10 protein-coding genes and 2 pseudogenes are annotated in these 11,874 nt (G+C 70.8%); all 12 read left to right on the forward strand.

Going from position 1 to position 11,874, the window contains the following annotated elements; translation table 11 throughout:
- Positions 1 to 5 precede the first annotated feature (5 nt).
- Positions 6 to 398 carry a chemotaxis response regulator CheY gene (cheY, locus tag MKP15_RS16710; protein ID WP_161615656.1) on the forward strand — a complete coding sequence of 131 codons (393 nt, stop codon included), beginning with the start codon at positions 6 to 8 and terminating at the stop codon, positions 396 to 398.
- The gene (locus MKP15_RS16715; RefSeq protein WP_199776704.1) at positions 398 to 1,021 is read left to right on the forward strand and encodes a protein phosphatase CheZ; all 624 of its coding nucleotides are present in this window, start codon (positions 398 to 400) and stop codon (positions 1,019 to 1,021) included. Before cheY ends, MKP15_RS16715 begins: the two co-directional genes overlap by 1 nt.
- 4 nt (positions 1,022 to 1,025) lie before the next feature.
- The gene (locus tag MKP15_RS16720; RefSeq protein WP_240213485.1) at positions 1,026 to 3,011 is read left to right on the forward strand and encodes a chemotaxis protein CheA; all 1,986 of its coding nucleotides are present in this window, start codon (positions 1,026 to 1,028) and stop codon (positions 3,009 to 3,011) included.
- A 121-nt stretch (positions 3,012 to 3,132) separates the two neighbouring features.
- Positions 3,133 to 3,873, forward strand: a complete 741-nt coding sequence (locus MKP15_RS16725; RefSeq protein ID WP_104938864.1) for a flagellar motor protein — start codon at positions 3,133 to 3,135, stop codon at positions 3,871 to 3,873.
- 3 nt (positions 3,874 to 3,876) lie between these two features.
- Positions 3,877 to 4,701 (forward strand): annotated as a pseudogene (gene motD / locus MKP15_RS16730) (flagellar motor protein MotD); the annotation flags it as partial.
- Between the two features lie 128 nt (positions 4,702 to 4,829).
- A complete protein-coding gene (locus MKP15_RS16735) occupies positions 4,830 to 5,612 on the forward strand; it encodes a ParA family protein (protein WP_240213486.1) in 783 nt (260 codons plus the stop codon).
- Between the two features lie 206 nt (positions 5,613 to 5,818).
- Positions 5,819 to 6,451, forward strand: a pseudogene (locus tag MKP15_RS16740) (chemotaxis protein CheW); the annotation flags it as partial.
- A gap of 149 nt (positions 6,452 to 6,600) precedes the next feature.
- A complete protein-coding gene (locus MKP15_RS16745) occupies positions 6,601 to 6,909 on the forward strand; it encodes an STAS domain-containing protein (RefSeq protein WP_104938867.1) in 309 nt (102 codons plus the stop codon).
- On the forward strand, positions 6,906 to 7,271 hold the full coding sequence (locus tag MKP15_RS16750; RefSeq protein ID WP_104938868.1) for a response regulator: 366 nt from the start codon (positions 6,906 to 6,908) through the stop codon (positions 7,269 to 7,271). The genes MKP15_RS16745 and MKP15_RS16750 overlap by 4 nt, the downstream gene beginning before the upstream one ends.
- A 41-nt stretch (positions 7,272 to 7,312) precedes the next feature.
- Positions 7,313 to 9,304 (forward strand): chemotaxis protein CheA, encoded by a 1,992-nt coding sequence (locus tag MKP15_RS16755; RefSeq protein ID WP_104938869.1) that lies wholly within the window; start codon positions 7,313 to 7,315, stop codon positions 9,302 to 9,304.
- Between the two features lie 259 nt (positions 9,305 to 9,563).
- Complete coding sequence (locus MKP15_RS16760) at positions 9,564 to 10,724, forward strand: porin (protein WP_240213487.1); 1,161 nt, start codon at positions 9,564 to 9,566, stop codon at positions 10,722 to 10,724.
- 264 nt (positions 10,725 to 10,988) lie between these two features.
- Positions 10,989 to 11,874, forward strand: an 886-nt coding sequence (locus MKP15_RS16765) for an MCP four helix bundle domain-containing protein (RefSeq protein WP_240213488.1), incomplete at its 3' end; no start/stop codon positions are given.

The following is an 11,874-nucleotide window of genomic DNA, read 5'->3' on the forward strand; positions in this document are numbered from 1 at the left end:
ACCTTTTGAACAAGAACATGCGGATCCTGATCGTCGACGACTTCTCGACCATGCGGCGCATCGTCAAGAACCTGCTGGGCGACCTGGGCTTCACCAACACCGCCGAAGCCGAGGACGGGCATGCCGCGCTGGCGCTGTTGAACAGCCAGCCGTTCGATTTCGTGATCACCGACTGGAACATGCCGGTGATGACCGGCATCGAACTGCTCAAGGCGATCCGCGCCGATGCCAAGCTCAAGACCCTGCCGGTGCTGATGGTCACCGCCGAGGCCAAGCGCGAGCAGATCATCGAGGCCGCGCAGTGCGGCGTGAACGGCTACATCATCAAACCGTTCACCGCGCAGACCCTGGAAGAGAAGCTCGGCAAGATCTTCGAGCGGCTGGCGGCGAGCGCCTGATGACCATGCCCAGCGGAACTCCGAGCGAAAAATCGATCCTGGTGCAACACCTGCAGGACGCGCTGGCGGCGCTGGAAAGCGGCGACGAACACGGCTGGCGCCGGGAAATCGACGCGCTGGCGGCATTGCGCACGCAGCCGATGATGGCCGGGCTGGGGCGGCTGGCGCGCGAGCTGGGCCAGGCCCTGGGCGAGCTGCCGACGGTACCCACCGAGGCTGGCGAGCTGGACGACGCCTGCGCGCGCCTGGACCACGTGGTGGAGATGACCGAAAAGGCCACCCACCGCACCCTGGACCTGGCCGAGCAGTGCCGCGAGCTGGTCAGCGGCCTGCGCGAGGGCAGCGTGCCGGCGATCGAACACGAGCAGGCGCTGGAGCGCATCCGCCACAACCTCACCGAGATCGCCCTGACCCAGAGCTACCAGGACCTGACCGGGCAGATCATCCGCCGCGTGGTCGGCATCGTGCGCCGCGTGCACGAGGGCTTCGGCGCGCTCGGCCTGCCGCCGCCGGAAGACGAGGCCCGTGGCCGCGGCCTCGCCGGCCCGGCGCTGGAAGGCATCGACCGCCACGCCGTCAGCCAGAACGACGCCGACGACCTGCTCTCCAACCTGGGGCTGTGATGCCATGAGCGCCTTCGCCGACGACATCGCCGCCGATTTCATCATCGAGGCCCAGGAAATCCTGGATCGCCTCGGCGAACAGCTGGTCGCCCTGGAGCAGTCGCCCCAGGACAACGACCAGCTCAACGCGGTGTTCCGCGGCTTCCACACGCTCAAGGGCGGCGCCGGCTTCCTCGGCATCAACGCCATGGTCGAGCTGTGCCACGCCGCCGAGGAAACCCTGGGCATGGCGCGCTCGGGCAAGGCGGTGCTGCAGGCGCACCACTTCGACGCCGCGCAGCAGTCGCTGGACTGGCTGCAGGCGATGCTCGACGCGGTGTCGGCCGGCACCGATCCGCAGCACGCGCCGCCGTCGCTGATCGCGCTGTTCGACGTCGATGCGGCCCCGGCCCCCGCGGCACCGGTCGCGGTGGCCGCCCCGGCGACGGCCGGCGACCTGATCACCGAAGACGAGTTCGAGAACCTGCTCGACCAGCTGCACGGCGGCGCCGCGCCCGGCACCCGCCCGGCGCCGGCCAGCGCCGCGCCCGCCGCCAAGGGCGGCGACGAGCTGATCACCGAGGACGAGTTCGAAAGCCTGCTGGACCAGCTGCATGGCGGCGCCGCACCCGGCAGCCGCCCCGTCGCGGCCAGCGCCGCGCCCGCCGCCACGGCCGGCGGCGACCTGATCACCGAAGACGAATTCGAAAGCCTGCTCGACCAGTTGCACGGCGGTGCCGCGCCCGGCGCCCGCGCCCTGCCGGCCACCGCGCCGGCCGCACCTGCGCGCGTTGCGCCCCCGGCACCGGCACCGGCATCGACGCCGGCACCGGCACCGGCCGCGGCCAAGGCCGCGGTCGAACCGGAACAGACCGTGCGCGTGGACACCAAGCGCCTGGACGCCATCGTCAACCTGATCGGCGAACTGGTGCTCTCGCGCAACCGGCTCAAGACCCTGCGCACGCGCCTGAAGGACGAGGAACTGGACCGCGCCGTCTCCACCCTGGACATCGCCACCGCACGCCTGCAGTCGGCGGTCATGCGCACCCGCATGCAGCCGGTGGGCAAGGTGTTCTCGCGCTTCCCCAAGGTCGCCCGCGACGTCGCCCGCAGCCTCAAGAAGGAAGTGGACCTGGAGCTGATCGGCGCCGAGACCGAGCTCGACCGCAACCTGGTCGAGGCGCTGGCCGATCCGCTGGTGCACCTGGTCCGCAACGCCATCGACCACGGCGTGGAAATGCCCGACCTGCGCGAAGCGCAGGGCAAGCCGCGCATGGGCCGGGTACGGCTGTCGGCGCAGCAGGAAGGCGACTACGTCAGCATCGAAGTGCAGGACGACGGCGCCGGCATCGACCCCGAGCGGCTGCGCGCCAAGGCCCGCGAGAAGGGCCTGCTGGACCCGGAGGCGGCGGCTCGGCTGAGCAGCGAGGAGTGCCTGCACCTGGTGTTCCTGCCGGGCTTCTCGACCAAGCAGCAGGTCACCGACATTTCCGGCCGCGGCGTCGGCATGGACGTGGTGCAGTCGCGCATCCGCGAGCTGAGCGGGCAGATCCAGATCCAGTCGGAACTGGGCCGCGGCAGCCGTTTCCTGATCCGCGTGCCGCTGACCCTGGCGATCCTGCCGACCCTGCTGGTGCAGGCCGGCGAGGACATCTACGCGCTGCCGCTGGCGCGGGTGATGGAAGTGCTGCACGCGCCGCGCACCTCGCTGGGCTGGTTCGACGGCCGCGCCGTGCTCGACCGCAAGTCGCACACGCTGGCGCTGGTCGACCTGCGCCAGTGGCTGGACGTGGAACCGGCGCAGTCGACCCTGCTCACCATCGTGGTGCTGCAGATCGGCGAGGCTCGCTTCGGCCTGGTCGTGGACCAGGTGCGGGGCCGCGAGGAAGTGGTGATCAAGCCGCTGCCCAAGGCCCTGCGCGGGCTCAAGGGCTATGCCGGCGCCACCCTGATCGGCGACGGCCGCATGGCGCTGATCCTGGACGTGGACGGGCTGCGCAGCCAGGAGTAAGCCCACCGGTCGCGCCGGTAGCGGCGCATGACCGCCGCAGCCCGCGGCCACACACGCCCGCCGCGCCCGCGGCCGCCCCCCACCCGTTCAAGTACCCCGCGCAAACGCCGATATCCGTTAAATGGACAGACTCAGCATCATCGGACTCTTCCTCGCACTGGCCTCGCTGGTGGGTGGCAGCATACTCAAGGGAGCCGGCCTGTCCTCGCTGTGGTCGCCGGCCGCCTTCGTCATCGTCATCGTCGGCACCGTGGCGGCGATCCTGCTGCATACCTCGCCGGCGATCTTCCGCCATGCCTTCAGGATCGTGCGCTGGGTGGTGCAGCCGCCGGCCAGCGACCGCCAGGCCCTGATCCGGCAGATCGTGGAATGGAGCAACATCGCCCGCCGCCAGGGCCTGCTCGGGCTGGAGCCGCAGGTGGAGATGCAGGACGACCCGTTCCTGCGCAAGGGCCTGCAGCTGGTGGTGGACGGCGTCGAGCCCGACGCGATCCGGCACATGCTGGAAATCGAACTCAGCGGCCAGGAACACCGCGACCTGGCCGCGGCCAAGGTGTTCGAGGGCATGGGCATCTACGCCCCGACCCTGGGCATCATCGGCGCGGTGCTGGGCCTGATCGCGGTGATGAAGAACCTGGCCGACCCGAGCAAGCTCGGCCACGGCATCGCCGCCGCGTTCACCGCCACCATCTACGGCATCGCCTCGGCCAACCTGCTGTTCCTGCCGGTCGCGGCCAAGCTCAAGAGCGTGATCGCGCACAACAGCCGCGAGCGCGAGATGATCATCGAAGGGCTGATCGCCATCGCCCATGGCGAGAACCCGCGCAACATCGAAACCAGCCTGGCCGGCTTCGTGGGCTGAACCATGGCACGCCGCAAGTCCCATGAAGAGCACGCCAACCACGAGGCATGGGCCATCCCCTATGCCGACCTGATGACGCTGCTGCTGGCCTTCTTCGTGGTGATGTACGCCATTTCCTCGCTCAACGAAGGCAAGTACCGGGTGATGGCCGACGCCCTGACCACCGCCTTCGGCGGCGCGCCGCGCACCATCACCCAGGTCCAGGTCGGCCACCAGCAGCTGCAGGGCGGCGGCCACGACACGCCGGCGGTGATCCGCGCGCCGAGCATGACCGGCGGCGCGGTTTCCGACCCGACGCGGCTGCCGTCGATGGCGTCGCAGATGACGCGCCCGGTATCGCTGCGCGACCGCGAGCAGCTGCAGCGCGCCGAACGCCAGCTCGGGCAGATCGCCGAGAAGCTGACCCGGGCGCTGGCGCCGCTGGTCAGCCAGGGCGTGATCAGCGTGCGCCGCACCGAACTGTGGATCGAGGTCGAGATCAACAGCGACATCCTGTTCGCCACCGGGTCGGCGGCGCTGGACGCCGACGCGCGGCAGACCCTGGGCAAGCTGGCCGACGTGCTGCGCGACGTACCCAACGGGGTGCGCGTGGAAGGCCATACCGACGACATGCCGATCGCCACCGCGCAGTACCCGTCCAACTGGGAACTGTCGGCCGGGCGTGCCGCCAGCGTGGTGCACCTGTTCGCCGACCACGGCGTGCAGCCGCAGCGGCTGGCGATGATGGGCTACGGCCAGTTCCGCCCGCGCGAGAGCAACGCGCTGGCCGAGGGCCGCAACCGCAACCGCCGGGTCATGGTCATCATCCTGGCCGATTCGGCCGCCAGCGCCGAGGCGCTGGCCGACGGCGCGACCACGGTCGACGCCGCACAACCCACCCACGATGCCGCCGGCGCCGAGGCGCCCGCGCGCACGTCCGGACCGGCCTTGCCGGCAGCAATAGAAGGAGTGCACTGATGCGTATCTGGGCCATTGCCAACCAGAAGGGCGGCGTCGGCAAGACCACCACGACGCTGGCGTTGGGGCGCGGCCTGGCCGCGCTGGGCCAGCGCGTGCTGTTGATCGACCTCGACCCGCACGCCTCGCTGACCCGGGCCTTCGGGGTACCGCTGGACCCACCGCCGCCGGGCGTGCTGGAACTGTTCGCCCCCCCGCCCGGCGAGATCGCCGCGCTCGCGCGTGGCAGCGCCATCCCCGGGCTGGACTACCTGTGCGCGCAGGCCGCGCTGGCCACCCTGGAACGGCGCAGCGCCAACCAGCCGGGCCTGGGCCTGGCCCTGCAGCATGCGCTGGCGCAGCACGGGCAGCGCCACGACTACATCCTGCTCGACTGCGCACCGACCCTGGGGCTGCTGATGATCAACGCGCTGGCCGCGGCCGACCGGCTGATCATTCCCACCCAGGCCGAACCCCTGGCGCTGCACGGGCTGGAAGGCATGGTACGCACCGGGCAGATGGTCGAGCGCTCGCGCGGCCGGCCGCTGCCGGTGTCGATCCTGCCGACCCTGTTCGACCGCCGTACCCGCACCGGCAACGAAACCCTGCGGCAGATGCAGGACCGGCATGGCGAGCGCGTGTGGGAAGACGCGATTCCGATCGACACCCGCATCAGCACCCCGGCCACCCTCACCGCCCCGGCGCACGACGACGCCTACCCGGGCCGCGGGCTGTCTGCCTACCGGCGCGCGCTCGAATGGCTGCGCGCCGAGGACGCCGCGCAACTGGAGCGCGCGGCATGAACGGCACCGACGTACTGGACGACTACCTGGGCGAGCTGCTGCTCGACGCGATCCCTGCGCCGGCACCGGCAGCGGTGCCGGTCGCCGTCGCCGTGGCGCCGGCCGCGGCTGACGCGCCGGTGGCCGTACCCGCGCCGGTCCCGGCCCGCGCCGACCCGGTCATCCCCACCCCGGCACCACCTGCAGCGGTGGCGGCGCCGGCGGTGACCGCGCCAGCCGCGCCGGCCCCAACCCCGGCCCCGATCCCGTCCCCGGCCCCGACCGCCACGCCTGCGCTGGCGCGGACCGCCGCCCCGCCCGCGGCCAGCGAACCCGGCCCCGCGCCCACGGCGGCGGACGGCAACAACGTCTGGGCCGCGTTGCAGGCACAGGCACGCGAGCCGCAGCGCCCGCAGCGCCGCGCCAGCGAGCGCACCTCGCGCTGGCTGCGCCTGCGCTGCGGCGCCCAGGCCTATGCACTGGAGCTGCTCAAGGTGCAGGAAGTGGTGCTGCCGGTGCCGCTGCTGGGCCTGCGCGGCACCGCCGCCTCGATGCTCGGCATCATGAACCTGCGCGGCCAGGTGGTACCGGTGATCGACCTGGGCCTGCACCTGGGCTTCGCCGCGGTCGGCGAAGGCAGCCAGACCCGCATCGTGGTGCTCGAGGAAAAGGGCGAGGTGCTCGGCCTGCGGGTGTCCGCGGTCGAGGACGTGGCCAACCTGACCGAGTCGCAGATCGAGCCGCCCGACACCGCCCGCATCTGCCAGATCTCCAACACCCTGTTCCGCGGCGTGGCGCGCATCGGCCAGCAGCCGATGATCCTGCTCGACGCCTCGGAACTGCTGCAGTGCGAGCGCTGAAGGCGCATGCGCGCCGGCAGCGGACACCCGCCTGGCGCGGCCGCCGTTCCGTGCGCCAGTTCACGAATTCACGCGCCTGTGTCCGCGCCCCTTAAAGATCGTTCCAGCGCTGCCGTTAACTGGTCCAGTACCGTCTCTCCGGAGCAACGATGAGCACTGTGGCACTGGCGCAGGACCTGGGCATCGAGTCCACCAGCGACCTGAAGCAACACCTGGCCCCGCACCTGGGCCAGAGCGGCGCGTTGCGCGTGGATGCCAGCCAGGTGGGGCGGGTGCACACCGCCGCCATCCAGGTGCTGTGCGCCTTCGTCCAGGCCCGCCGCCAGGCCGGCCATGCCACCGTCTTCGACGACGCTACCGACACTTTCCGCGACGCCGCGCGCCTGCTCGGCGTCCTCCAGGCCCTGGGCCTGGACGCAACCCCTGACAAATCGAATTCTGTGGAGAACGTTGCATGAGCGCTCGAATCCTGGTGGTGGACGACTCGGCGTCGATGCGCCAGATGGTGGCCTTCGCCCTCACCTCGGCCGGCTTTTCCGTCGAGGAAGCCGAGGACGGCGCCATCGCCCTGGGCCGTGCCAAGGGCGCCAGGTTCAACGCGGTGGTCACCGACGTGAACATGCCCAACATGGACGGCATCTCGCTCATCCGCGAACTGCGCCAGCTGCCGGACTACAAGTTCACGCCGATGCTGATGCTGACCACCGAGTCGGCTGCCGACAAGAAGTCCGAGGGCAAGGCCGCCGGCGCGACCGGCTGGCTGGTCAAGCCGTTCAACCCGGAACAGCTGGTCGCCACCGTCCAGAAAGTCCTGGGCTGATCGCCCACCCACCGCCCCGAACCCGACCGGATAGCGCGCCCATGAGCATGGACCTGCAACGTTTCCACGCCACCTTCTTCGAGGAAAGCCGCGAAGGGCTGGACGCCATGGAGGCCGGGCTGCTGGCACTGGAGGACGGGCAGCAGGATCCGGAAATCATCAACTCGGTGTTCCGCGCCGCGCATTCGATCAAGGGCGGCGCCGGCACCTTCGGCTTCGAGGCCATCGCCGGCCTGACCCACGTGCTGGAAACGCTGCTGGACGAGCTGCGCGCCGGCAAGCGTGCGCTGGAAAGCGCCGCAGTCGATGCCATGCTGTCCTCGGTGGACGTGCTGCGCGCGCTGCTGCGCGAGGCCGAACACGGCCAGGCGGCCGACCCGGCGCTGGTCGCCGCGGTCAAGGCGCGCCTGGAAGCGGTGTTGTCCGGCGCGGCCGCCGCGCCGGCCGCGGCCCGCCAGGAAGCCCCTGCGACCGAGCCGGACGGCTGGCAGATCGGCTTCGTGCCGGCGCCCTCGCTGTTCATGAGCGGCAACGATCCGCTGCGCATCATCCGCGAACTGGAAACCCTGGGCACGCTGCAGGTCCAGGCGCGCATGGAGCGGCTGCCCGGCTTCGAGCAGATGGACCCGCTGGAAGCCTACATCGCCTGGGACCTGGGCCTGACCGGGCGCATCCCGCGCAGCAAGATCGAAGACACCTTCGCCTGGGTGGTGGATGACTGCGAGCTGGACATCCAGCCGATCATCGCCCCGCCAAGCCTGGCCACGCACGCGCCGACGCCGGCGCAGGAAGTGGCCGCCGAGGTGGTCGCCGCCGCGCGCCCGGCGGCAGCCGCGGCGCCCGCCGCGGCGGGCGGCCACGAGGCCGAGAGTTCGATCCGGGTCAGCGTCGACAAGGTCGATGCGCTGATCAACCTGGTCGGCGAGCTGGTGATCACCCAGGCGATGCTCAAGCAGGTGTCCGGCGGCCTGGATCCCTCGCACGCCGAACGCCTGCTGGCCGGGCTGGACCTGCTCGAACGCAATACCCGCGACCTGCAGGAAGCAGTGATCGGGGTGCGCATGCTGCCGGTGGACGCGGTGTTCCGCCGCTTCCCGCGGCTGGTGCGCGACCTGTCCTCGCGCCTGGGCAAGCAGGTGCGGCTGCGCACCATCGGCGAAGGCACCGAACTGGACAAGGGGCTGATCGAGAAGATCGCCGATCCGCTGGTGCACCTGGTGCGCAACTCGATCGACCATGGCCTGGAAATGCCCGACGTGCGCCGCCAGGCCGGCAAGGACGAGATGGGCACCATCACCCTGGCCGCCTCGCACCAGGGCGGGCACATCGTCATCGAGGTCAGCGACGACGGCCGCGGCCTGAACCGCGACAAGATCCTGGCCAAGGCCCAGGAGCGCGGGCTGGCGGTACCCGACAACCCGACCGACACCCAGGTCTGGGACCTGATCTTCCAGCCGGGCTTCTCCACCGCCGATGCGGTCACCGACCTGTCCGGCCGCGGCGTCGGCATGGACGTGGTCCGCCGCAACATCCAGGCGCTGGGCGGCGAAGTGCAGCTGGAAAGCCAGACCGGTGCCGGCACCCGGGTGCTGATCCGGCTGCCGCTGACCTTGGCCATCCTCGACGGCATGACCGTTTCGGTCGCCGGCGAGACGCTGATCCTGCCGCTGGCCTACGTGCTCGAGGCGCTGCAGCCCAAGGCCGAGGACATCCGCACCATGGCCGGCGAAGGCCGGGTGCTGCGCGTGCGCGGCGAGTACCTGCCGATCCTGTCGCTGGGCCAGTACTACGGCTACCGCCAGGACAGCCACGCCGACCCGTTGGTGGTGGTGGTCGAGGGCGACGGCCAGAAGATCGCCCTGGAAGTGGACGAACTGCTCGGCCAGCAGCAGGTCGTGGTCAAGAACATCGAGAACAACTACCGCCGCATCGGCGGCGTCTCCGGGGCCACCATCCTGGGCGATGGCCGGGTCGCGCTGATCGTCGACGTCGGCGGGCTGGTGCGCTCGCTGCGGCTGCCGCAGGCCGCTTGATCGGCCCACCGCGTCGCGCCATGGCCTGGCATGCACGCCAGGCCGCGCGGCGGTGCCGGGGTGCTTGTGCCGGGGTGCTTCCCGCGCCGGCGCGGCGCCAGCCCCCTGCCGTTGCCGCCGCATCCTCCTCCCCGCAAACCGCTCCACCGCGCGCCGCGTGGCGTACGGATCCGGCTTTCCGCGCCACCAGCGGCGCGGGAAGCCCCACCGAACCCGGCCCACGCCGCGGCGTGCCGCCCCCTCGCTCCAGGACACCCGCATGCATCGCCTCGCCCCGCTCGCCCTGCTCACCCTCGCCGCCCCGGCCCTGGCCGGCACGCAGGCCGACGCATGGCCCCCCCGGCTCGCCCTGGCCAACGGCACCGAGGCCACGCTCACCGGCAACGTCGCCTGGGACGTCAACCGCGTCGACGCCGATGGCGCCGCCCTCGACAACGACCAGGACTGGCGCCGCAAGGAGTTCGGCGTCGCCATCAAGCGCAAGGGCCTGTACGACTTCACCGCCTCCTACGACTTCCAGTCCGACACCTGGTTGGACGTGGCCCTGCGCCTGGAGAGCAAGGGCCTGACCGGCCGCGACCTCGGCAAGTGGCGCATCGGGCAGATGAAGCTGCCGCTGGGCTTCGAAGGCAATACCGCCACCCGCAGCGGCGCCTTCATGGAGAACGCACTGCCGACGCAGGCGTTCTACGAAGGCCGCCGCATCGGCGTGGACTGGGCGCTGGAGCGGCCGCGCTGGCTGTTCAACGCCGGCGCCTACAGCCACGACCTGCAGGGCAACAACCGCGGCGACAGCCTCGCCGCGCGGCTGGCCTGGACCCCGCGCAAGCAGCCCTCGCACGTACTGCACCTGGGCATTTCCAGCACCCGCGAGCGTCCCGACGCCGAAACCAACGGCCTGGGCGTGGAGGTCGCGCCGAGCGTGCGCTGGCGGGCCAGGCCGGAGGCGTCGCTGACGTCGCTGCGGCTGGTCGACTCGGGCACCCTGCGCGAGGTCGAGCGCATCGACCGCCGCGGCCTGGAGGCACTGTGGATCGAAGGCCCGTGGTCGCTGCAGGGCGAGTACCTGCAGCAGACCACCCGCCGCCACGCCCTGCCGCACTACCGGAGCGACGGCTGGTACCTGGCCGGCAGCTGGCTGCTGACCGGCGAATCGCGCACTTACAGCGGCGGCAACGTCGCCAATCCGCGCCCGGCCGGCAGGCATGGTGCCGTCGAGCTGCTGGCGCGTTACAGCCGCATCGACCTGGACGATGGCCTGATCCGTGGCGGCCGCGAACACAACTGGACCGTGGGCGCCAACTGGTACCTGGGCAACCACCTGAAGTTCCAGGCCAACTACGTCCACGCCGACGCCCGCCGTGGCACCGCGCACTGGCAGCCCGAAGTGGTGCAGCTGCGCGCGCAGCTGCATTTCTGAGGCCACCGGCGGGCCGCCCTGCCGTTCGTCCGGAACCCGCCGCCGGCGGCTGCACGGACGTCAAGAAGCGGACGCCAGCGCCGATACCGCAAATGTGCACCCCGGGGTGCAGGGCTCCCGTCGCGGCCCTTCCATATTGATGACGTCATGCAGGCGCGCCGGGCCTGCCCGTCGCTGAGCCTGTCACTGGAGATATCTGCGATGAAATGGTTCCAGAACCTTTCGATCACGCGGAAACTTGCCCTCGCCTTCTGCATCACCTGCATGATCACCCTGTTGATGGGGGGCTTCTCGCTGTGGCGGATGATGCTCGCCAACACCCAGATCGAGCAGATCAACAACAACTGGATGCCGGCGGTGCAGCAGCTGGGCGAAATGCGCGCGCAGCTGGGCGAATTCCGTACCTATGAGCAGGCGCAGCTCAGCTACCAGGGCAACCCCGAGCAGCTGGCCGACTACGACAAGCGCCTGGCCGACACCCGCGGCCTGATCGAGGCAGCCGAGAAGGCCTACGACGACATCGGCACCGACTACACGCCGGAAGAACTGGCGATGTACGAGAAACTCAAGCAGCACCGTGCGGCGTACTTCGCCGCGCACGAGCGCATTGCCGCGGCCATCGCCGCCGACGATTTCGACACCGCGCGGAGCATCTCCTCGGACGAATCGCGCAAGCAGCGCCGCCTGCTGTTCGACCAGCTCAAGCAGATGTCCCAGTACAACCAGGAGCAACTGGCCCGGGATGTGGCCGCGTCCCGGCAGGCCTACCAGCGTTCGCTGATGGCGGTGGCCGCCGGCATGGCGCTGTCGCTGCTGCTGGCCGCCCTGCTGGGCTGGGCCATCATCCGCTCGATCACCCAGCCGCTGGGCGAAGCCGTGCGCGTGGCCGACGATGTCGCCGCGGGCAAGCTCGACCGCCGCATCGACGCCTCGCGCCGCGACGAAGTCGGCAAGCTGCTGTCCTCGATGCAGCGCATGCAGGCGCAGCTGCAGGCAGTGATCGCCGCGCAGCAGGAAATGGGCCGCCAGCACGACGCCGGCATCATCAGCTACCGCATGGACCAGGCCGCGTTCCCCGGCGACTACGGGGTGATGGTCGCCGGCACCAACCAGCTGGTCGGCAACCACATCGGGGTCAAGATGCAGGTGA

The sequence above is a fragment of the Stenotrophomonas sp. Y6 genome, assembly GCF_022436665.1.
GTDB lineage: Bacteria > Pseudomonadota > Gammaproteobacteria > Xanthomonadales > Xanthomonadaceae > Stenotrophomonas > Stenotrophomonas acidaminiphila_A.